Genomic DNA, 22,582 nt, shown 5'->3' on the forward strand with positions numbered 1-22,582 from the left:
CATTCTAAGACTTGATAACTACTTCAGTGTCACACTAATTGCCTGCTTTGCTTCAATCGGATTGCCCGCAGTCACACTTTGCGTCTTGACGTAACCCGTCCCGCTCGTCGTGAGCTTAACTCCGGTCAAAGTCGCAAAGTCAGCGACTTCACTTGCCGACCAGCCAGATAGGTTCGGCATATACATCTGCCCGTTGGTGACCAAAATGACACGTTGACCACTCGAAACAACGGTACCAGAAGAAATGGATTGCTTGACGACCCGACTACCCTTACCAACAACGACCACGTCGAGTCCCTGCTTCTTAGCAGCTTTCTCAGCCGCACTAGTCGTCTTGCTCGTCAAATCTTTCATCTTGATTGTCGTCGCTTTAGTCTCACTAGCCTTTTGTTCTTCCAAGGCCCGTTTCATCACGGTGTCAAAGATTTCCGCCATGTCATCCGATGCAGAACTCCCGTTAAGCGTCGGTTGTTTCATCGTAATGTACATAATGTACTTTGGATTTTTAGCTGGCGCCATCCCGACAACTGAGTACAGATAAGTGTTGTCGCCTTGCTCATACGTACTCCCGTTGCTGACTTGGGCAGTCCCAGTCTTAGCGGCAATGCGATACCCGCTGATCTTATATGATGAACCAGTCCCATATGACTTGTATACGACATCTTGCATATGATCCAACACCTTGCTGGCAGTTTTCGAACTGATTGGCTGGCTCACAACCTTCTTCTTCCCCGTATAAACCGTCTTGTTGGTATTCGAGTTAGTGATTTTAGAAATAAAGTACGGCTGTAACATCTTACCATGATTAGCAATCGCTGTGAATCCACGAAGCATCTGCATGGCGGTCACTTGGATCCCCTGACCAAAGGCCGTGTCCGCTTGTTCAATCGGATACGTAAATTGAATCGAACCGCTTTGCTCGTTGTCAAGACCACTATTAGTGCTCTCGCGCAACCCGAATCGCTTGATATACTTAAGCCAGGTCTTGGAACCCATGCTTTGTTCCAGGTGAGCCATCGCCGTGTTACTTGAAAGCGCGAACCCCTTAGCATAAGTGATATTACCCCAACCATTCGTATTCCAGTCAGGAACGGTATTATTACCGATTTTATATTCACCAGTCGGAACGGTCACGTTAGCGTTGTATTTGCCGCTGTCGATCGCCGCTGCCATTGTAAAGACCTTCATCGTCGATCCTGGTTCAAACGTGTCCTCAACCAACAAGTTACGCCACATCTTAGACAACCCCGTCTTCGTTTGGGCATTAAACGTCGGCCGCTGCGTCGTGGCCAGAATCGCACCCGTCTTCGCGTTCATCAGCGTCGCGGTCATTGACTTAGGCGAGACCTTGTCGTTAACTTGTGACACTTTTGTTTCCAGCAATGTCTGTAGTTTACTGTCGAGGGTGGTATAAATATTATCCCCATCCTTGACCTTCTTACCGGTTTCAGTGCTACCTTGATATCCGCTCTTCGTAATCGTCTTGCGACCATCGGTTCCCGATAACTGCTTGTTAAAAGCCAACTCGATGCCCATCGACCCCGTTAACCGCGTCTGATCGGTATCTTTCTGACTCTTGGAGGTGGTCAGCCCAACCAAGTGGGAGGCAAACGTGCCGTTTGGGTAGAGCCGCGCTTCAGATTCAATAAAGTGCAGCCCAGCCACATTTTGGGCATCGATCTTTTCCTTGGTCGTCAGTGAAATATTCTTACCAGCCGTCCCAAATTCAATTTGGAACTTACCTGCGCCTTTTTGCAAGGTCGCGAGGGCTTTCTTATAGCTGATTGGCAAATACTTCGATAAGACGCGCGCCGCCTTCACGTTGTTTTTAACATACAGCGCCTTGCCACTAGCACTTTGCTGATTTTTCGCCATAATGGCGTAGACCGTGTACGTGCTAGTATCTTCAGCGATTGGGTCACCGTTAGCCGTATAAATAGTCCCACGTTTGGCCGTGATGGTCTGGTCTTCCGTATAAAGTTTCTTGGTGGCCTCGACCAGATTGACCCCGTTGACGTGGCGCACAATCGCGATATATGAAAAACGAATGATCAAAACACCAAAGACGGCAATCGCGCCAAAAAATAGCCATTGGCCAAAAATTCTACGATTTTGTTTTGGTGACCGTTTCGAAGTCATTCGTTGTTTGTTCTTATTCATTTGTAAACATTCCTTATGCTACCGTTGTTCAGCGATAACCCGTACTGCTTAGCAATTTTATTTAAACGGCTCCGACTTGAAAGTTCACTGATTTCTTGTGCGGCCGACGTATTTTTTGCCTGCACTTTGGTGACTTTCGTTTGCACCGTCTGTAACTGACTTTGTGCGTTACTCGTTGCAATGTTCGTTGAAACTAACATAATGGCTAATCCAAACACCACCAAACTCAAACCAACACACAATACTTTTTCAAATAATGAAAAAGCAACTCGCTGCGTCTTGATGGACGGATTCGGGGTCACAACGGTTTTTGTTTTATGTACCGGGGTGGTTGCGCCAGGAGTTTGCTGTGGCAACTCCCGCGCTAATCCATTTTGGGCCATTTTAATCACTCCTTTAATTATTCCTGAATATTATTTATTCGTTATCTTTAAACGTTCGATGGCTCGTAATTTGGCGCTGCGAGCACGACGATTAGCTTCGATTTCCGCATCGCTAGGCACGACCGGTTTACGACTGACTAAGCGGTAATCTGGTTGCATTTCAGCTGGGATAACTGGTAAACCAGGTGGCAGCTCCGGCAAATCGCTGTGCTCCTTAAAGATCGTCTTGACGAGACGATCTTCTAACGATTGGAATGTGATGACACTGACACGACCATGAACATTGATTAAATCAATCGCTTGTTCGAGCGAAGTCTCCAGTACGCCCAATTCGTTATTCACCGCAATTCGAATAGCCTGGAAAACCCGTTTAGCGGGATGACCACCCGTTCGCCGCGCTCTTGCCGGAATGGCATTCTTAATAATTTCGACCAATTGCCCCGTCGTCACGATCGGCTGAACCGCCCGTTCACGCTCAATCAACCGTGCGACTTGTTTAGAGAACTTCTCCTCACCATAGCGATAGAAAATACGAACCAAGTCCGCATAGGGCCAAGTATTGACAACTGTTTGAGCGGTTAATTTCTGACTCTGATCCATCCGCATATCTAACGGCGCATCATGTTGATACGAGAAGCCACGGGCAGCATCATCAAATTGTGGCGACGAAACGCCGAGATCATAAACTACCCCGTCAACGTGGTCAAGGCCCCGAGCATTTAGTTCAGTCTTCAAGTTGGCAAAGTTACTTTTGATGAACGTGACCTGACCACGTTCAAGATAAGTCGCTAAGTTACTTTGGTTATAATCGATTGCGGTTTGATCCTGGTCAAAGCTATACAAGTGGCCTTCCGGACCTAACTGTTGCAAAATTTCACGAGAATGACCACCGCCACCTAACGTACAGTCCACATAGATGCCATCCGGCCGGACGTTTAACGCGGCGATTGCTTCATGCAAAAGTACCGTTGTGTGTTCAAATGTTGCCACGCGTGCGCCCCCTTCCTAAATTATTATTGTTATTTAAAAATCAATTAAGTTTTCTGCAAGATCATCGAAGTTCGCTGCGGTCTCCGTCTCAAACTGTTGCCAGTGTTCGGCACCCCAGATTTCAAATCGGTCAGAAACTCCGACGATCACACATTGCTTTTCCAACTTTGCATATTGTCTCAAGGTTGCAGGTATCATGACCCGTCCCTGTTTGTCTAATTCACATTCGGCAGCAGCAGCATAGAAAAAACGGACAAACGCTCGCGCATCCTTGCGAGTTAGTGGTAAATCATCTAACTGTGCTTGAAGCGTTGCCCACCGTTCAGCGGGATAGCCAAAAATACAACCATCCATCCCACGAGTAATGACAAACGAAGTGCCCAATAGCTCACGAAACTTGGCAGGAATGATTAGTCGCCCTTTCGCATCTAAGGCATGTTCAAACTCTCCGAAAAACATCTTAGACGCCACGGCCAATCAACCCCTTTCATTAAACATAATTCAAGTCTACCACACCCCCCCACTTCCTACCACATCGTTTTGTTACTTTTCCAAATTGTTAACAAAATATCAAAAAAAGTCCCACCTAACGTTAGTTTCGTTAGGTGGGACTTAGTGGGGGACATTTTTACGATGTTAAAAAGAAGTGGCTGCCAAGTGCTAGGATATAGACGACGAGTGTCAATAATTCCGCTCCCCGCCAATAGAGCTTAAAAAAGCGCCAGTAAAGGATTTCTCCGCGTTCAACAGCTTCAATCAGTGTTAAACCGATCCCCAAAATCATTAGGGACAACACTTCGTACGGTGCCAGCGAACTATCCGTTGCTTGCAGTGTCAGAAAGTGGGTGAAAACAATTAAAAATGGTGGCCAAAAATCTAACAATCTTAATCCATGCGGCCAAACACGGTGTGCAACCCGTTTAGCGCCTAAAACGATCATCGAAATGGCGGCTAAAAATACCAGCTGCCCATACCAAGTGATCCATAAATCTCGCATATGCGTACTTGCCTCCCCATTAGTGTCGGGTTAAATTATAGAGATTATCGTTAAACTTTTCAATCATCTGCGACAGCCCTATAATAAACATAAACTATCACTGGAGGGATGACCGTTGTTACAATACTTTACCACTGGCAAAAATGGCCTCTTGACCACCCCGGATGACCATCATGACCAGCCATACTGGATCAACGTTGAACGACCGACCCCCGCCGAAATCGACCAACTGGTGACGCAATTTGATCTTCCTAAAGATTACCTGACTGCTATCCTTGACGATGCAGAAGTCTCGCGGGCCGAGCAGCTAACCAACACGCAATCCGGCCAACCAATCTTAATCGTGATGCAGTATCCCAAACTCACGACCAGTAAATTAGGTTACCTTGAATTCCAAGTCTACCCCTTCGCCTTGATTTTAGTGGATCAAGTTGTCATTACCGTCAGCAATTACCCAGCTGGTTTTATTCAAGACTTTGTAATGGACCCGGCCTCTTCTAAGTTAAGTCTGGATAATCATGAAGACTTTGTGCTAGCAATCATGTGGTACATCGAACACAGTTTCGTCGCCGCGCTCGCGTTAATCAACCGCCGTACGACCACTTTGGAAAGTCGCCTGAATCAGGCCACCCACAACGAGGAACTATTTACGATCATGGCTTATCAAAAATCGTTGATTCGCTTTAAAGCTGCCCTTAATCAGAATGCCCCCACGCTTGACGCGGTTGAAGCATCGGTCACCCACTTCAATGCGCCTAACCACCAATCACTAACCGATGATATTAAGATTGAGACTCAGCAGGCTAGCGATATGGCTGATACGACCAATCAGATTTTGCAACAATATAGTCAGTTAGTTGGTTCGGTCATTTCCAATAATTTGAACGATGTCATGAAATTCTTAACCTCACTCACGATGGTTTTGACGATTCCGACGATTATCGGCGGAATCTATGGCATGAACGTCAAATTGCCTGGTGCTGGTCTCGTTCACTCCTTCACTTGGCTGATGTTGGGGACGATTATCCTTTGCATTATTAGCATCGAATATTTACGAAACCATGACTATTTTTAATTTCAATTGAAAAAAAACTGATTCCACGTTAAACTATGAAAGAATTACTCGTAAAGTGTGGTGCATACAAACATAATGAAGAAAAAATCAACTTTTCAAAAAATTACGATGGTCGTTATCTGGTTAATGATCATTTCTACCATTGGGTCATTGGTGCTTACCGCCTTATCTGGGTTAGGTTTACTAACCTTCTAGGTTAAACACCTTGCGAACCACGAATGGTTGCAATACTTACCAAGAAAAAAGTTACGCTTGCTCACAACAAGCGTAACTTTTTTTATTACTGGTGGATCACTCAGCCATGGTCGGCAAGCCTAGCCACCAACTTCTGGGACAATGTGAATTAAAAAAATCACGCATTTGTCTCTGAAAAAGGTTCCAACCGTTAGTCAAATCTGGCTAACGATTGAAACCTTTACTTTAACGTCGATTATTCAATCGTATCGGCAGCGCCACCATGTGAAGTCATGCCATTCAAATGATGCCCACCAATCTTACTGGACGCTAAGCGTCATTACCCGACGCGGGCGCTTCGTCAGCCGATTTTTGGCGGTAAACCTTACGTGGCTTACTTCCCTCCGAAGGGCCCACCACGCCGCGTTCCTCCATTTCATCGACGATTCGCGCTGCCCGGTTATACCCGATACGGAACCGTCGCTGGAGCATCGAGACGCTAGCGGACTGTTGATCAGTCACCAATTCAACAGCTTCGGCATAATACTCATCCTCACCATCGCGAGGGTCCCCACTACCAGCGGCATCCGTCTCGTCATCTTTGACCAGCATACTATCGTCATAATCAGCCGTCTGTTGAGCTTTGATAAAGTTGACAACTTCTTCAACGTCATGGTCAGAAATATAAGCACCCTGCACACGCAGTGGCTTATTCATGCCCATTGGCTGATACAGCATGTCCCCACGACCAAGTAGCTTTTCAGCCCCGTTACTATCAATAATCGTCCGTGAATCTGTCCCACTTGAAACGGCAAACGCCATCCGTGACGGTACATTGGCTTTAATTAATCCGGTAATAACATCTACCGACGGCCGTTGTGTTGCCAAAATCATATGAATACCGGCCGCCCGGGCCATTTGACCCAAGCGAATAATGGCATCCTCCACTTCGCTCGAAGTGACCATCATTAAATCGGCTAATTCATCGACGACCACCACAATGTATGGTAAGACGGGCCGTGACTGCCCATCAGCCGCATTTTGTTGACGGATATATTGGTTGTACCCCTGCATGTTACGCTGCTTGGAATCCGCGAACAATTCATAGCGTCGCTCCATCTCGGCAACGACCTTATGCAACGCCCGCGCTGCCTTCTTCGGTTCCGTGACCACGGGCGTCAACAGATGCGGAATCCCATTGTAAACCCCTAATTCAACCTTTTTAGGGTCAATCAGCATAAACTTAACTTGACTTGGTTTCGTGTTCATCAGTAGCCCCGTGATCATCACGTTAATGGCAACCGACTTCCCACTCCCAGTTGACCCAGCAATTAGCAAGTGCGGCATCTTGGACAAGTCGGCAACGACTAAATTACCAGAAACATCACGGCCGAGCGGTACGGCCAACGGTTTGGTCGGGTGCGCTGGTTGGGCCTCAACGATATCCCGGAACGAGACTGTTGAAATCTGTTTATTTGGCACTTCGATTCCAATCAAGGATTTACCCGGAATGGGTGCTTCGATTCGAAGATCCTTCGCCGCCAGCGCCAACGCTAAGTCGTCCGCCAAATTAACGACTTTACTGACCTTGACCCCCACGGCTGGATGTAACTCATATTTTGTTACGGATGGCCCTAAGCTGACATTCTTCACTTCAACTTGGACACCGAAACTTGCCAGTGTCGTTGTTAGTTTCTGCGAGTTACTCTCGATCGTTGCGTACTCAGCACTCTGATCCGTTTTTGGAATCTTCGTCAACAATGTTGATTCTGGCAACTGGTAATCCGTATCATCCATCACTTCGGTCCCTTGGAGTTCTTGTTCATGATCAGCCGTGGCAGCCGAAGTTGGGGTTTTAGCCGGCGGTTCTTCGCGATCACTAGCCACCGTGATATTTAAATCAGCGGGCGAACTCGTAGCCGCACTGGCAACCGAGCTGGCCGCGGGAGCGGTACTCGTTGCCTCAGCGGGTGCCGCTGACTGCGGTGCGGTTGACGTCGGTTGCTTCTCAGCACTGGCCGCTTGATTGGCGCGCACTTGTTGGTGAACCCGCCAACGGGCAATTTGGACCCGCAGCACGTGGGCCAGCCATTCATAGCCGGATCGCAGTTGCTGTCCCACTTGTATCAAAGCCTGACGCAACGCTTGCATCGTCTTATGGAACGGCAAATCAAAGGTAATGTAGATACTGGCAACCATCAGGATCAAGGCGATCAAAATCGTCCCGACATTAGCCAATAGTGGATACGTGACACTATAACCAGCAGCGCCGACTAAGCCGCCACCAAGATTACTGGCCATGCCCCCCTTGGCAAAATCATTTTTGATCAGATTCCACGTCAACGACCAAAAATCGGTATGGTGATTCAATTGATTAAACATCGGGATCTCTAATAGCAATAAGTAACTGAAGAAAAACAAGTTACCACCGACCCACCACCGCCAAGTCAGTCGTGGCCACCGACCAAAAATCATCAAATATCCCATGACGAGGAGTGTTAGCCCGGCAAAAATCTGGTAGGCATTCCCAGCAATGGCTCGGAAAAACTCTGCGAATACCATGCCCACTAACCCCACCTTCAACAAGGCGAGGATCGTGACCAATAGTCCAATCAGGCCAATGACATTCCCCGTCATCTGCCGCTTAGCCGCAACCGTCGGCTTCTTCTTGCGCGTCGAGGTCCGGCGCTTTTTTGTTGTTGCTTGTCTACGCGCCACGCTTCGTTCATCCTTTCTCAATTAATACTGTCTTCATTATAACAAACTCAAGTTCCCCCGTCCCCATCAAAAAACGCACCCTAACGTTTAGCGCTAGTGCACGTTCTGTTGGTTACTTCAACTTATCATTTTCATAGTGGTGCGACCGTTCAAGGTTCGGGAATTGTTGTTGCCGCAGGGCTTCATAAATCACAATCGCAGCCGAATTCGATAAATTCAAGGCTCGAATATGTGAATCATCTTGAGGAATCCGAATGGCCTTTTCGGGATATTTGCGCATAAATGGTTCTGGTAACCCTGTCGTTTCCTTACCAAATAAGAAATAGTGATCCTTACCCGTATCACTATAATCAACATCCGTATAGTCATGTTCAGCAAATTTAGACACTAAGTACAACTGATTTAAATCAGGAATACTAGCTAAAAAATCTTGCAAGTCAGCATGATAAGTAATATCGACACTATCCCAGTAGTCCAAGCCAGCCCGTTTTAAGTGCTTATCATCAATTTTGAAGCCCAACGGTTCAATCAGATGCAAGGCCGTATCCGTTCCGGCACACGTCCTGGCAATATTACCAGTATTCGCTGGCATTAACGGTTCAAATAACGCAATGTGATTTGTCAAAATAATCGTCCTCATTCATATTAGTCTCTACGCCATGTTCATTCATAGCAATCCTATTAATCATACCATGTCTATGGTTCAACAGCGAACTTTGCAACTAAAAAACGCTTTGTTCGCATTCTTAACCAATCTTTCCTATACTAATCACCGTACGCGCCGGAGGGCGGAACAGGACGCACACTGGCTGACGAACACCAATCTAAACCTGACACGTTGTCATCATGATTCATGCCGGATTAACACGTACAAGGCAGCATTCGAATCATTTTATAACTCGAGGAGGAATTATCTATGAAAATTATGATTATTGGCGCAACCGGAATGGCTGGCTCAGCCATCACCAAACTAGCACTTGAACGGAACCACACCGTCGTGGCCATCGGACGTTCTGAAGAAAAGCTAGCCGCTCTACCGGCTAACCCAAATTTGCAGACCAAAGCTAAAGACGCTTTTTATCTCACACTATCTGAGCTACAGGCGGTTGACGTGGTCATTGACGCAATGGCGACTAGTCCTGATAAGGCTTACCGACACGTGGATCTGGCAACTAAGCTGATCGCTCAGCTCCGCGAACAACAGCGGCCACGTCTCCTCTTCATCTTAGGGGCCGGTAGTTTAACAACTGGTGATGATCAACACCTCTTCGTGCACGACATTGAAAGTAATCCGGCCAATGCTGCCTTCGTCGCTATTCCGCAAAACCAACTGGCCGAGCTGACCTTCTTACGAACCGTCACCAACGTCGATTGGGTTGGAATTTCCCCGGCCGCCAATTTCACAGCAGGTCCTGCTACCCCGGCCCAGTACGGCCATGACACATTACTGACGAACACTACTGGTGAATCAGTGACCAATAGTGGCACGATGGCGGTAGCCGTTTTAAACGAACTGGAAACGCCCAAACATCATCAAGAACGCTTTACAGTCGCTAACCAGTAAACGTCTTGCCTAGCAGTGCTAAAATATCGAGTGGCAGCCAAACCACAAGCCGAGCGCTACTTGAGCAATTTAGTTAACTGTGACGCGCTTTAAATAAGACCAATTAATCCCGCCAGAATCTGACGGGATTTTGTGGTGTCGCAATTGCTGGCAGTATTTAACAGCTAAGTGCTGCCACCGCCTCATCTCTCCTCATTGCGACAGTCGTAGCCAACATTGTCACTAACCAGTTGGTTGCATTACACCGCCAGTTAACGCCCTCACCGACCTTTAATTAATTCTTCACCAAAGCATGCTAAACTATTGCCATGTTTATTTGAAAGTGGGGATACCATGAATAACCGTTTATCAGGACGGAATTTACTCTTCATCGGCACCATGTTATTTGGACTATTTTTCGGTGCTGGTAACTTGATTTTTCCAATTTTTCTGGGCCAGCAAGCCGGCCAACACGTTGGTGCGGCCATTATCGGACTATTGATCACCGGGATTGGACTGCCATTACTAGGCGTGATCGGCATGGGGCTGACGCGCAGTCAGGGCGTATTTGACCTGGCAACAAACGTTAGCCGATCATACGCGTATGTCTTCACCGTACTGCTTTACTTTACCCTCGGGCCACTTTTTGCAATGCCACGATTAGCAACTACGGCCTTTCAGATTGGACTGGCCCCCTTCTTAACCACCAAATTACAACCCGTGGTGCTATTGGGCTTCTCCGTTGCTTTTTTCGTCGTCACTTGGTTACTGGCTCGTAATCCCGGTAAGATTATGACCTATGTTGGTAAGTGGCTGACACCCATCTTTTTGCTATTATTAGGTGCCTTAATGCTTGTCGCTATCATTAAGCCACTGGGATCACTTAACGTCGCGGCGAGTGGCGCCTATGTCAGCCATCCAGTTCTAACTGGTTTTACTGAAGGCTACAACACGATGGATGCGTTAGCCTCGCTAGCTTTTGGCATCGTCGTGATTGATGCGATTCGCGACCTCGGTGTCCGTGATCCGGGGCAAATCGCAACTGATACCATTAAAGCAGGCCTAATCAGCATGAGTTTAATGGCAGTCATCTATGGTCTGCTGGCGATTATGGGTACCATGAGCTTAGGTCGCTTTGCTCCAGCTGCCAATGGGGGGATTACCTTAGCTCAAATTGCCGATGCCTACTTCGGCCGATTCGGTAATGTTTTACTAGCTCTAATTGTCATCATCGCTTGCTTAAAAACTGCCATTGGCCTCACTTCTGCTTTCGGTGATACGTTGCATGGCATGTTTCCTAAGATTTCCTACCATTGGCTGATCACCGTCGCTTGTCTCATTCCAGCCATTCTTGCTAACGTTGGGCTAACTGAAATGATTACTTATTCAACCCCAGTGCTGATGTTTCTCTACCCGCTCGCAATCGTGTTAATCATACTGGCAGTACTGGCACCATGGCTTGGGATGTCCCGCTGGTTATATGGAATGACAACTGTCTGGACCATGATTCCGGCCATTCTTGCCGGCATTAACGCTATGCCATCCGCCTGGGTACAAGCATCCTGGTTGCAAGCTTTGCTTCATCTCAACGCGTGGCTACCGCTTGCCAATCTAGGGTTAGGCTGGAGTGTACCCGCACTGCTAGGTTTTGGTTTAGGGTGGTTAATCAGCCGTAAACAACCATCTGCTTCTAAATTGCATTAATATAGCGTCACATATAAAATAGCGGACCTTCTGATAGCCATCCACGACTTTTCAGAAGGTCCGCTTTAAATTACGAGAGCCATGCCAATTGACTGGTTGCCATTGAACCTCACCGGTGAATCATGGCATTATTCAGGACTGGTATGAATGCAATAGCAACACATGGTCACACCTCACCGTCAGCTTTTGAAGACACAAAAAAACGTAGTATTTCGGTGTGGGCACGGCGAAACGCTACGTTAATGAAGTACAACTCGGTAGTCACCAACGACATGTCGATGTTAACTACCAAACGATTTCTCAAAGGTTATCTTAACACCGGCGTTTCAATCATGCAAGCACCCGCGCTAACCTTTTTGCATCGTTAATAAACTCACATCAACGGTAATCTTAGTTAACCCCTGCCGTTTAGCGGTTGCGAGCTGCTCAGCATCCGCACCCCAGTGCAGCGGTGTCATGACTAATAAGTCGTTAAAGTCAATGTTATCAAGCGCAACTTGGTATTGAATTCGTTGCCGCTTAGCAGTGGGATAGTGCTGGGCAAACAGATCTAACACCCGTTGATTATCATACTGATACTGTCGATCAGTCGGTTTAAATAGTAAATGACGCAGTTCAACTAAGTACTCAGGATTTGGCACGATCTTCAATAACTGTCCACCGGGCGCAAGGACCCGTTCAAACTCTTGGTAAGCGGATGGTGAGAAGACATCCATAATGGCCGTGAATGCCCCATCGGTAAAGGGTAATTGGGCCAAATCGGCCACACAATAATAAGCAGTCGTCGTCAATTGGGTCGCTAAGTTAACCCCATCCTTACTAATGTCAAAACCAATCCCCACGTCTTCAGAATTGGCATGCATTGTCAACAAATCAGCTAGGGGGGTGCCTTCACCGCTACCAATATCTAAGATTCGTTGCGCCGTTTTTGGCAATGCCGCATTAATGGCTTGGACAATGGGGCCGAAAAAACCAGCTTGCAAAACTCGGCGCCGCGCTGCCAGCATGTTAGCATCGTACTCGCTAGCGACTTGATGCGTTAGAAAATACAACGTCCCTTTTTTTGAAAAATCTACTTGATGCCCATTAGAACAACATAAGCTGTGGCCGTCAATGGTCACGTATGCTTGATTACAAACTAAGCATCGAAAGCGATCGATATTTGCCTGAACAAACTGGATGCCGCGGTCAATTTTTTTCACAGGTGTCACCTTACCTTGGTTAATTTTATCATTAGGCGTCCCATATCCAAGCGATGCTTTCCAGCTTACCTGAAACTATGGATTCACGATGACAACATCGTGTAAAGGACGTATGTTCAATCATACCATATCGGGGCAGACAAAATAGTAGCTGTTACGATTTAGGTGTGGTATCTTATTAACTGTTCTAAAGGCTGACTTAAATTGTCAAAATGAATTTGCTACCGAATGGCATGAATTTAATGACATAAAGGAGACTCATTCAGATGGCAAAGAAATCAAAAATTGCGAAAGAAAAACGCATCGAAGCAACCGTGGCTAAGTATGCCGAACGACGCCAAGCACTTAAAGCTGCTGGCAACTATACCGAATTGGCAAAATTACCACGTAATGCTTCACCCGTGCGTATTCATCGGCGCGACTCACTTGACGGTCGACCACATGCTTACCTACGTAAGTTCGGCATGTCGCGCCTTAACTTTCGTCGCTTAGCGCACGCTGGTCAAATTCCAGGTGTTAAAAAAGCAAGCTGGTAAAGTGACAACTGGCGTGATATTCACTAATGATTAGTAACATCACCATTCAGTTAAATTAAAAAGGTTCCACAGAATTGTCATCAGACTTCTGTGGAACCTTTTTAATTTGGCGTTATTGGTTTAATCGCGTTTCAGCGCCATCTGAGTAGCCAACAATTACCTTACTTGTTAGTTTGATCAGTTGATGGGGTTGCTTCAGCCTCATACAATCCCGAAGACCGTCGATACCAGTCAAACAGATGTGTCCACAAAACTTTCAAGATCGCATAGCCTGGAATCCCGAAAATAACCCCCATCAACCCGAAGATTTTACCAGCCGCTAATAGGACGACTAAAATCGTAATCGGATGAATAGCTAAGCTACTCCCTAAGACTAACGGTGAGATAAAGCGGCCTTCAATCGTTTGTTCAATGACGAAGACAATCAGAACTTGGACCAACATCCATGGTGAGGTGACTAACGCAATGACCACTGAAGGCACCATTGCGAGAAAAGACCCTAAATATGGAATCAAATTTAAGATTCCAGCCGCAATTCCCAACGTCAGCGCAAATTTCAAGCCAATAATACTGTAACCAACCGCAAACATCACGGCAACAAAGAACGCCACGGTCAATTGACCACGAATATAATTACTGACCTGTGAATTGATTTCTGTCAAAACTTCTAAGAATCCTGAGCGCGCTTTGGTAGGCACAAACTTAGCCATATACTTCGGTAGTTGATGACCATCGCGCAATAGGTAAAAAAGAATAAACGGCATTGTTATCAACCCAATGATGACGGTCGTTACGGTACTAAATACGCCTGTAAGTGAAGTCACCGTCCCGGTCAAATACTTCGAAAAGCGGCCACTCACTAGCTTACTGAGATCCGTGTTCCAACTTTCAAGTTGGTCACGGATACTACTGAGTTGCGGATCATTGAGCCAGCGATTAACTTCAGTACTGGCATTTTTCCAATAATTGGGCCAGTCATTGATAATTGATAAAGTTTGATCGCGAATCGTTGGGATAATCGCAATAATGCCTAACGCCAACAGCGCGACAACCACAATAAACAAACCAATGATCGTCCAGGTTCGCCGTACGCGAAAACGCTTTTCTAGCCAGTCAACAAGTGGATTAAGCAAGTAGTACAGCACACCGGCCAAAATAATCGGCAAACCCACGATGCTAAAAATTTGCCGGACCGGATCTAATAGCCAATCGACTTGCTTGCCCATAAAGAAGATCGTCAATACTAATAAAATAACGACCAAAATCCGAATGAGCCGTTGCGCTGACCACCGTTGTTTCTGTGAATCAGGTTTCAAACAATCCCTCCTTCCTAAGCCTGATACGTAATAACGCTACCGACCTTGATTGTTGGTAACTGGTTTGGTGTCAAATAAATGCCGTTTTCCATTGGTTTGGCAGGTACTGGTTTGAAGTACAACGTCGCGTGCCCAATTGACGTTAAATTAGCTTCCACTAGTCCCCCTGCAAAGGCCACCGTATAAGTTTGTCGATCGATCGTAATGGTGCTACCAGCAACTAACGACAGACTCGCGATGGGCTGCTCAAATTTCTGAATCACCGCGATTTGCTGTAATGGTGCCGTGGCCGTTTCATCGAATAAAACTAAAATTGGTTCCTTGGAATCGATAGCATTCGCACCAATCGATTGTACTGTTGCCGTTATTGTCATATTGAGACCCCCATCGGTTAATTAATTGCTTTAATTGTAGCATAGTCCTAATCGCAGACGCCAATTTGTCATCGCTTACACGTACCATATCTATGCTATACTGGAATTATCTATCAAGGAGGTTTGTTATCATGCAAGAACGCATTTTATTCGGAACGTATACGAAAAAGACAAGCCAAGGGATTTACGTAGGAACCCTTGACACCACTGCCAAAACCCTAACCAACGATGGGTTACTGGTAGCCACTCAAAATCCCACCTATTTGGCCCTCTCAGCTAAGGATCGCCTATACAGTGTCGATAAGGAAGATGACGAGGGCGGTATCGCTGCTTGGCAAATTGACGGGCAGACCGCTCACAAACTGAACACCGTTGTCGCACCTGGCACCCCACCAGCCTACGTTGCTGTCGACGAGGCCCGGCAACTCGTCTACAGTGCCAACTATCATAAGGGAACCGCCGAAGTCATGAAGATTGCTGCTGATGGCGCACTAACTTTGACCGATACCGTTCAACATAGCGGCAAAGGCCCTCGCCCTGAACAAGACGGCTCCCATATTCATTACACTGATCTCACACCGGATGATCGCTTAGCGGTGATTGATCTAGGTAGTGACAAGGTCTATGTCTATAACGTCAGTGACGACGGTCAGTTAAGTGAACAATCCGTGCTCAAGATGGAAGCGGGCTTCGGACCACGTCACCTCGTATTCAGCCCAGACGGCCAATACGCCTTCTTAGCTGGTGAATTATCGAGTCAGATTGCCAGCTTAAAATATGATGCTCAAACTGGCGCCTTCACGCAACTTGACATTGTGAAGACCATTCCTGCCGACTACACGGCGCATAACGGTGCCGCAGCCATCCGCTTGAGTCACGACGGTCATTTTCTCTACGTCTCCAATCGGGGCTACAACACGTTAGCCGTCTTTGCAGTCGCCGCTGACGGTCATTTGACCCTGATTCAGCAAATCAGTACGGAAGGTGACTTCCCCCGTGATTTTGATTTAGATCCAACTGAAGCCTTTGTCGTGGTCGTTAATCAAAACACGGACAATGCCACTTTGTATGCACGCGACTTAACCAGTGGTAAACTAAGTCTATTACAAAAGGACGTTACCGTGCCCGAAGGCGTTTGCGTCCGTTTCTAGTAAAGGATGAAACTCATGTTATTAAAAGAAGTCTGTGTTGAAAATTACACTAACATTCCCGCAGCTATTGCGGCCGGTGCCAATCGGATCGAACTCAACGATAACCTATCCGTTGGCGGTACAACGGTCAGTCGTGGTGTAATGGCTGAGGCAGCCAAGTATACCGGTGAACATCACGTGCCCCTGGTAACCATGATTCGCCCCCGTGGTGGCAATTTCGTTTATAATGATACGGAATTAAAAATCATGGAAGCGGACCTGCTACAGGCTCAATCATTAGGCGTTGATGGTGTCGCATTCGGTGCTTTGACTGCGGATAATCAGCTTGACGAAGAAGCCCTAGCGTTATTAATTGGTGCTGCCGGTGGCATGTCGATCACCTTCCACATGGCTTTTGACGCCATCCCTGAATACCAACAAGCCGCGGCAATTGACTGGTTAGTAGACCATGACGTCGATCGTATTTTGACCCATGGTGGCCCACTTGACCAGCCGATTGCGGACTGTGTCTCCCACTTGCAAACGACGATCAAACAGGCCGCGGGTCGGATTCAGATCCTGCCTGGTGGTGGCATCACCACCGACAATGTCGCCGACATCACGACCACACTCGGTGTCAAGCAAGCCCACGGGACCAAAATTATTAATTACTAATAGCTAGTAAAAAGGCGCATCTCGTTTTTTGAGATGCGCCTTTTGATTTGAAAAGTGGCCTAAAAATTGGGTCATCAATCACTATTATTCGATGATTAACTATTGGCATAAGCACCCGCACCAAGCCAACTTGCCCAGCCTTCTGCTAACGAACTAAGCCGGTCATCGCCAACACCGACTATTTGGCAGGTGTTCATAATCAATCATGCTAATTAAGTTGAACCGAATGTTGCCGGTTCCTAATAGTCGATCACGAATCGGCCCGTTGATTATGAGTAATCAAACGACTAAGATCAGCCGGTAACGGCGCAAAGGTCGTAAGCGTCTGCTCAATGAATGGATCATCAAACTCCAGTTGCATGCAGTGCAGTGCTTGGCGTGTAATCCACGGGTCACGAGGACCGCCATAAAGGGCATCGCCAATCAACGGATGACCCTCAGCGGCAAAGTGTACTCGAATCTGATGCGTCCGACCCGTATGCAACCGCACCCGGACGACCGTCATGTTACGCAATCGTTTAACCACCCAATATTCGGTCAAAGACGGCTTGCCATCGGGACGGGTCGTTCGTTTGATGAACGAATCAGCGGCGCGACCAATCGGGGCATCTAACCATCCGTGATCAGCGGCTAATTCACCGCTAACGACGGCTAAGTACATCTTGCGCATCGCATGGGCCTTCAATTGATGATCAATAATCGAATGGGCAAAGTGGTGCTTGGCGAACAGCACGATACCACTCGTATCGCGATCTAAACGCGTCGTAATATGCACGACTTCATTATCATAATGGGCCTTTTGATAATAGCCTTTTACCCGATTCGCTAAGGTATTGTCAGGTAAGGCGTGTGCTGGTACTGAGGCCACTCCCGCTGGTTTATTCACGATCAGGTAGTCACGATCCTCATATAAAATATCAATCGGCGACGTCGAGACCCCTAAGTGGTCATTACCAATTTCAGCAGGTGTGACCATCGTCACCGTCTCACCACCCGTCAGCATATGAATCGCTAATACTGGTTGTTCATCAACGAGTATCGCCCCACCATGAAACTTGACCTTTTTCAATAAACTACGGGTCACGCCATGTTGGGCCAAGAGAGTCTTAACTTTCATTGGCGTCGTCTCGTGGTTGGTCCAAGTAAACCTCATTGTTCGTCCAACCCGATGAAGGATGTCCCGACCCGTTGCCAGAAGCGATTATGACGATGCTGTGCAAACGCGATTCGGCGATTAGCAATTGAATAACGAATTTGTTCAATCGGCCGCGGTTGCGTATCCATTTGATCAGCCGTGAAGACAAAGTGCGACTGCTGTTGCGGTCGAATCGTAATCGTTTCATACGGCGCCACGATGACTGGTGATCCTAACGTCCGGAAAACCCGGTTATTGATCGATGCGATTTCGGCCATCTGTAAAGCGTCCAATCGCGGATGAATGACTGCACCACCCACGGATTTATTATAAGCCGTTGAACCAGTTGGCGTCGAAACGCATAACCCATCGCCACGGAATCGTTCGAATAATTCATCTTGAATATAAACATCCGCGACCATGGTACTCCCTAGCTTTTTGAGCGTTGACTCGTTCAGCGCCAGGTAATGATCAGTTGCATCAGTATCCGCATAAGTAATATCCACCGCTAGCAAGGGATAAGTCACGCTCTGACCGTTGTCTTCCAGTAGCCCGGTAATCAGTTGGTCGATCTCATAATCGCGCCAGTCCGTATAGAAGCCTAAATGGCCAGTATGCACGCCGACAAAGCGAACCTGGTCAACCATGTGACGATAGTGATGAAACGCCGCTAAGAGCGTCCCATCGCCCCCTACCGACAAGACAATGTCAGGGTGCACATCATCAATTTCAAACCCAGCCGCTAGCAACTTTGAGTGTAACTCACTCGCAACCTTTTTGGTCTTAGCACTCTCATTGGCAAAAATCGTTACTTTCATGAATTCTGATCTTCCTTTGTCGTGTCAGGATCATCATTGCCCGGCCCCTTCCCGTATGAGAACAGGCTCTGAGCTTCTTGAATCTCCTCACGAATTTCTGACATTTCTTTATCCAAACTAAAGGCAGCTTCCGCAGCCCGCTGTAATCGTTGACTCAAGTTTTCGGGGAAATCCCCTTGATATTTATAGTTAAGCGAATGTTCAATGGTCGCCCAGAAATTCATGGCAAGCGTCCGGACTTGAATTTCAGCCAGGATTTTTTTCTCACCACCGACCATTTGAACTGGATATTCAATCACGATATGATATGACCGATAACCAGAGGGCTTTTCGTTACTAATATAGTCACGTTCTTCTAAGATCGTCATATCGGTCCGTTTGCGCAATAAGTCAACGACCTGATAGATATCTTCAACGAATTGACACATAATCCGCAGACCAGCGATGTCCTGCATATCTTGTTCCAAGCGATCCTCTTGTACCTTACGTCGGGTCATCTTTTCCTTAATACTATCAACGGGCTTGACCCGCCCCGTTACAAATTCAATCGGTTCATGCTGATTCAAATCACGAAATTGTTTGCGCATTCCCCGCAGTTTAACCTTAAGCTCATCAACGGCTTGTTGATAAGGCAGTAAAAAATGATTCCAATCTTCCATCGGGGCACCTCCGTTTCAATCCATACCCTAAAATTTTACCATAAATCGCCGGAATAAAAAGTTAACGTTCTCGAGATTGAACCCTAAGTTCACTTTTTTCCAAACTGTAATCCTAGGAACAAAATACTTTACGAATTTAGCAAATCGGTTCATGATTACGGTTGAAGGTTCAATTCAAGTAACGAGTGGTGCTCGGCACAAAAAATTCATGAAAGCAAAAACTTGCAAATACCTCGTTTGATTGGTATTCTGCACTATGACGCGAACAGAGAAAGTGGAGGAATTATGACGTGTTAGAAGTGTATTTATTTGTAAATCCGTTGGCAAACCAATGCGTACGCGATGAACAAAACGTGTTACGGTTGGCAAATGACTCAGACAAGCAAATCCAATTTCAATTCGTACCGTTACTCAATATTAATGTTATCCAACGGGCGTTAAAGTGCCAGGGCATTCAAGCATCCGATTGGCACGCTCAAAACCAACAATCACAAACATTATATCGGGTTATCCTAGATTATAAGGCCGCTCTTTTTCAGGGTAAAAAACGTGGCCGCAACTTTTTGATTGCCCTACAGTCCGCGATGCTAAAAGCGGGTCAGCATTATTCTGAATCACTTGTTAAAACAGTTGCGACTGACTGTCAGATTGATCTGGACATGTTCATGGAAGATCGTGACAGTGATTTAGCGAAACAAGCTTTTCATGCTGATCAACGCTTAGCATCCGAGATGAATATTACCGAGGCATCATCTGCTGTCGTCTTTGACTGTGATCAATATGATTACGGCGTCTTATTAGAGCAATTCAATTACACGACCTTGTTTGATTTGGTCAATGGCAACTTGGATCCATTTCAGGATGCCACGCGCGCAACTAATGCTAGTTGTGCTAATCTTTCCAATGCACAATTACACGTTTTATAATTTCAGTAATTGCAATTATTCAACTGGTCTACCAGTCAAAAGCACCCGACGATCATTTTCGCCGGGTGCTTTTGACTATGTTCACTTTTTATACTGGCTGGGAACAGCCCCTTTTAACGTACCGACTCCCCAACCGTTTTGGATCAAAATGAACGTCAGAATCAGACATCTGACGTTCATTTTACGTTGTTTCATCAGGTTTATTTTCGGGTGACCAGTTGTTCGAACTCGTCTAGCCGTTCTTCAAATACCTTAAAGGCTGCGTCCAAATAATCTGACTTAGTCATGTCAACCCCCGCGCGATGCATGACATCGATTGGGAACGCTGATGAACCGGCTTTCAAATAGCCGAGGTAATCATCAACGGCACCAGGCTGTTTCGTACTGATACGGTCGGCTAGCGTGGATGCCGCTGCGAAGCCCGTAGCGTATTGATAAACATAATAATTGTAATAGAAGTGTGGGATCCGAGACCATTCATCAGCAATTTGTGGATCACTGACGACGGCATCACCATAGTAACGTTGGTTCAACTGTAAATAATGTTTTGATAAGCGATCCGCAGTCAAGGCCTGACCTTCTTGATCTTGCTCATGAAGCCACTGTTCGAACTCAGCAAATTGCGTCTGCCGGAAAACAGTGCCCTTAAAGCCATCCAAGTAGTAGTTCAAGACGTACGCTCGCATTTTTGGATCTTGCTCAGTTGCTAAGAAATAGTTCGTCAATAAGTTTTCATTAGTCGTTGACGCAATTTCCGCCACAAAAATTGAATAATCACCATATTGATAAGGTTGATGATGCGTCGTGAAGTATGAATGCATACTGTGCCCCATTTCGTGCACCAACGTGTATAAATTATCAATATTATCCTGCCAGTTCAACAGCATATACGGCGCAGTATCGTACATTCCAGACGAATACGCCCCGCTACGTTTGCCTTGGTTTTCCACCACATCGATCCACCGCGAAGCAAACGCTGTTTTGACGTGTTTTAGATAATCAGGTCCCAAAATTTTGAGGGCTTGTAAGGCAGTCGATTGGGCCTGTTGATAGGTATAATTGGTCGTCGGCTTAGGTGCCAAAGGCGTATACATATCATACATATGCAACTGATCAACACCGAGCAACTGCTTTCGTAAGGCAACGTAACGGTGTAACAGATCTAAGTGCTTGTCAACAGACGTGACTAAGGAATCATAGACCGTTGTCGGAATCTGATTGGCCGCAAGTGCCGCCGTTCGTGCATCCGGATAGTGGTGCGCCGTAGCGACGAAATTATGCACCTTGACTTGGCTAGCTAACGTCGACGCGAGCGTCCGTCGAAATTGCCCATACACTTTATATAGCGCCTCAAATGCCTCACGCCGAACGGCCGGATGAACGGACTCAAGCAGCACGCCATAAATGCCTTGCGACAATTTGACAGGGTTACCGTCGTCATCCTTCACCGTCGGAAATTGAAAGTCAGCGTTATTCAACACACCAAAAGTCTTCGCGGAAGCCCCAAAAATATCGCCAGCTCCGGCAAGTAAGGCTTCTTCGTTCTCAGATAGAACGTGGCCCTTTTGTAAGCGAACCGTATCCAACAAGTGCCGGTAATCACGTAAATCGACGTTTTCATCAAGATACGTATCTAATTCGCCCGGCGTTAACTGTAAGATTGCCGGTTCAAACCAGGCAGTTGCAGCGGACACTTTGGCGGTTAAACTACTAGCTTGGTCATCCAAAGCAGCGTTGGTACTATTTCCAGTATCCTGATCACTTTTCAAACTCGCATAGACCGCCACCTTCTCTAGGCGACGATACAAAGCTAAGACGGCCTGAATGCCTGCCAACACCGTGTCGGCCGAGCTTGTAAAATCTTCTTTGAGCGCACTAACGGTGGGGATTGCCGCTTTAACTTGCGCGACATCCGCCTCATATGCAGCCTGATCAGCATAAATCGGTGTCAAATCCCATGTCAATTCTTCAGGAACAGCCGACCGGGTCGGCAATTGTTTGGTTGCTACCATGCAGATTCCTCCAATTATTTCAATATAGCACTAGATTACCACAGTTTGCGGCCAT

The 22,582-nt window shown here is 46.7% G+C and carries 22 protein-coding genes; 8 read left to right on the forward strand and 14 right to left on the reverse strand.

Annotated features, from left to right (window positions below):
* Positions 1-18: 18 nt before the first annotated feature.
* The 5 genes from V7R88_RS08490 to V7R88_RS08510 all read right to left on the reverse strand — a co-directional run bounded on the left by V7R88_RS08490 (position 19) and on the right by V7R88_RS08510 (position 4,530).
* Positions 19-2,160 carry a penicillin-binding transpeptidase domain-containing protein gene (locus tag V7R88_RS08490; protein WP_057717467.1) on the reverse strand — a complete coding sequence of 714 codons (2,142 nt, stop codon included), beginning with the start codon at positions 2,158-2,160 and terminating at the stop codon, positions 19-21.
* Positions 2,157-2,543: a cell division protein FtsL gene (ftsL, locus tag V7R88_RS08495; protein WP_003640861.1), complete on the reverse strand. Its 387-nt coding sequence runs from the start codon at positions 2,541-2,543 to the stop codon at positions 2,157-2,159. The genes V7R88_RS08490 and ftsL overlap by 4 nt, the downstream gene beginning before the upstream one ends.
* A gap of 30 nt (positions 2,544-2,573) precedes the next feature.
* The gene (gene rsmH / locus V7R88_RS08500) at positions 2,574-3,533 is read right to left on the reverse strand and encodes a 16S rRNA (cytosine(1402)-N(4))-methyltransferase RsmH (RefSeq protein WP_013355690.1); all 960 of its coding nucleotides are present in this window, start codon (positions 3,531-3,533) and stop codon (positions 2,574-2,576) included.
* 33 nt (positions 3,534-3,566) lie between these two features.
* On the reverse strand, positions 3,567-3,992 hold the full coding sequence (mraZ, locus tag V7R88_RS08505) for a division/cell wall cluster transcriptional repressor MraZ (protein ID WP_003644614.1): 426 nt from the start codon (positions 3,990-3,992) through the stop codon (positions 3,567-3,569).
* Between the two features lie 169 nt (positions 3,993-4,161).
* A complete protein-coding gene (locus tag V7R88_RS08510) occupies positions 4,162-4,530 on the reverse strand; it encodes a DUF3397 domain-containing protein (protein WP_057717466.1) in 369 nt (122 codons plus the stop codon).
* Positions 4,531-4,645: 115 nt separating this feature from the next.
* On the opposite strand from V7R88_RS08510, the gene V7R88_RS08515 reads away from it, so the two are divergent.
* Positions 4,646-5,605 (forward strand): magnesium transporter CorA family protein, encoded by a 960-nt coding sequence (locus V7R88_RS08515; RefSeq protein ID WP_057717465.1) that lies wholly within the window; start codon positions 4,646-4,648, stop codon positions 5,603-5,605.
* A gap of 75 nt (positions 5,606-5,680) precedes the next feature.
* Complete coding sequence (locus tag V7R88_RS08520; protein ID WP_003645940.1) at positions 5,681-5,800, forward strand: DUF4044 domain-containing protein; 120 nt, start codon at positions 5,681-5,683, stop codon at positions 5,798-5,800.
* A gap of 309 nt (positions 5,801-6,109) precedes the next feature.
* On the opposite strand, the gene V7R88_RS08525 is transcribed toward V7R88_RS08520, so the two are convergent.
* Positions 6,110-8,497 carry a DNA translocase FtsK gene (locus V7R88_RS08525; protein ID WP_057717464.1) on the reverse strand — a complete coding sequence of 796 codons (2,388 nt, stop codon included), beginning with the start codon at positions 8,495-8,497 and terminating at the stop codon, positions 6,110-6,112.
* 112 nt (positions 8,498-8,609) lie between these two features.
* Positions 8,610-9,122, reverse strand: a complete 513-nt coding sequence (locus V7R88_RS08530) for a tRNA (cytidine(34)-2'-O)-methyltransferase (protein ID WP_003644616.1) — start codon at positions 9,120-9,122, stop codon at positions 8,610-8,612.
* A 291-nt stretch (positions 9,123-9,413) separates the two neighbouring features.
* Here V7R88_RS08530 and V7R88_RS08535 point away from each other — a divergent pair, with 291 nt between their 5' ends.
* A complete protein-coding gene (locus tag V7R88_RS08535) occupies positions 9,414-10,061 on the forward strand; it encodes an NAD(P)-dependent oxidoreductase (protein WP_057717463.1) in 648 nt (215 codons plus the stop codon).
* A gap of 333 nt (positions 10,062-10,394) precedes the next feature.
* Positions 10,395-11,744, forward strand: a complete 1,350-nt coding sequence (gene brnQ / locus V7R88_RS08540) for a branched-chain amino acid transport system II carrier protein (RefSeq protein ID WP_057717462.1) — start codon at positions 10,395-10,397, stop codon at positions 11,742-11,744.
* A 347-nt stretch (positions 11,745-12,091) separates the two neighbouring features.
* Here brnQ and V7R88_RS08545 read toward each other — a convergent pair whose 3' ends face one another.
* Positions 12,092-12,946: a methyltransferase domain-containing protein gene (locus V7R88_RS08545; protein WP_057717461.1), complete on the reverse strand. Its 855-nt coding sequence runs from the start codon at positions 12,944-12,946 to the stop codon at positions 12,092-12,094.
* Between the two features lie 266 nt (positions 12,947-13,212).
* On the opposite strand from V7R88_RS08545, the gene rpsN reads away from it, so the two are divergent.
* Complete coding sequence (gene rpsN / locus V7R88_RS08550) at positions 13,213-13,482, forward strand: 30S ribosomal protein S14 (RefSeq protein ID WP_003640872.1); 270 nt, start codon at positions 13,213-13,215, stop codon at positions 13,480-13,482.
* Positions 13,483-13,643: 161 nt separating this feature from the next.
* Here the strand turns inward: rpsN and V7R88_RS08555 are convergent, their stop codons facing one another.
* Both V7R88_RS08555 and V7R88_RS08560 read right to left on the reverse strand, forming a co-directional pair.
* Entirely contained in the window at positions 13,644-14,798 is a 1,155-nt protein-coding gene (locus tag V7R88_RS08555) for an AI-2E family transporter (protein ID WP_057717460.1), read from the reverse strand.
* A gap of 14 nt (positions 14,799-14,812) precedes the next feature.
* Positions 14,813-15,172, reverse strand: a complete 360-nt coding sequence (locus V7R88_RS08560) for a PTS glucitol/sorbitol transporter subunit IIA (RefSeq protein WP_003645946.1) — start codon at positions 15,170-15,172, stop codon at positions 14,813-14,815.
* A gap of 131 nt (positions 15,173-15,303) precedes the next feature.
* Here V7R88_RS08560 and V7R88_RS08565 point away from each other — a divergent pair, with 131 nt between their 5' ends.
* Together V7R88_RS08565 and V7R88_RS08570 are read left to right on the forward strand one after the other, a co-directional pair.
* Positions 15,304-16,323, forward strand: coding sequence for a lactonase family protein (locus tag V7R88_RS08565; protein WP_057717459.1), 1,020 nt, complete (start codon positions 15,304-15,306; stop codon positions 16,321-16,323).
* A gap of 15 nt (positions 16,324-16,338) precedes the next feature.
* A complete protein-coding gene (locus tag V7R88_RS08570; RefSeq protein WP_057717458.1) occupies positions 16,339-16,977 on the forward strand; it encodes a copper homeostasis protein CutC in 639 nt (212 codons plus the stop codon).
* Positions 16,978-17,227: 250 nt separating this feature from the next.
* Here the strand turns inward: V7R88_RS08570 and V7R88_RS08575 are convergent, their stop codons facing one another.
* From V7R88_RS08575 to V7R88_RS08585, 3 genes are read right to left on the reverse strand one after another with little or no spacing between them, the layout of a single operon-like run.
* Positions 17,228-18,130 carry an RluA family pseudouridine synthase gene (locus V7R88_RS08575; protein ID WP_338816144.1) on the reverse strand — a complete coding sequence of 301 codons (903 nt, stop codon included), beginning with the start codon at positions 18,128-18,130 and terminating at the stop codon, positions 17,228-17,230.
* The gene (locus V7R88_RS08580; protein WP_054397414.1) at positions 18,127-18,930 is read right to left on the reverse strand and encodes an NAD kinase; all 804 of its coding nucleotides are present in this window, start codon (positions 18,928-18,930) and stop codon (positions 18,127-18,129) included. The genes V7R88_RS08575 and V7R88_RS08580 overlap by 4 nt, the downstream gene beginning before the upstream one ends.
* Complete coding sequence (locus V7R88_RS08585) at positions 18,927-19,589, reverse strand: GTP pyrophosphokinase (RefSeq protein ID WP_054397417.1); 663 nt, start codon at positions 19,587-19,589, stop codon at positions 18,927-18,929. The genes V7R88_RS08580 and V7R88_RS08585 overlap by 4 nt, the downstream gene beginning before the upstream one ends.
* A 290-nt stretch (positions 19,590-19,879) precedes the next feature.
* On the opposite strand from V7R88_RS08585, the gene V7R88_RS08590 reads away from it, so the two are divergent.
* Positions 19,880-20,515 (forward strand): DsbA family protein, encoded by a 636-nt coding sequence (locus V7R88_RS08590; protein ID WP_054397419.1) that lies wholly within the window; start codon positions 19,880-19,882, stop codon positions 20,513-20,515.
* A 200-nt stretch (positions 20,516-20,715) separates the two neighbouring features.
* On the opposite strand, the gene pepF is transcribed toward V7R88_RS08590, so the two are convergent.
* Complete coding sequence (gene pepF / locus V7R88_RS08595) at positions 20,716-22,527, reverse strand: oligoendopeptidase F (RefSeq protein ID WP_057717531.1); 1,812 nt, start codon at positions 22,525-22,527, stop codon at positions 20,716-20,718.
* Positions 22,528-22,582: the final 55 nt, after the last annotated feature.

Origin of the sequence: Lactiplantibacillus argentoratensis (assembly GCF_037290055.1) — a bacterium.
GTDB lineage: Bacteria > Bacillota > Bacilli > Lactobacillales > Lactobacillaceae > Lactiplantibacillus > Lactiplantibacillus plantarum.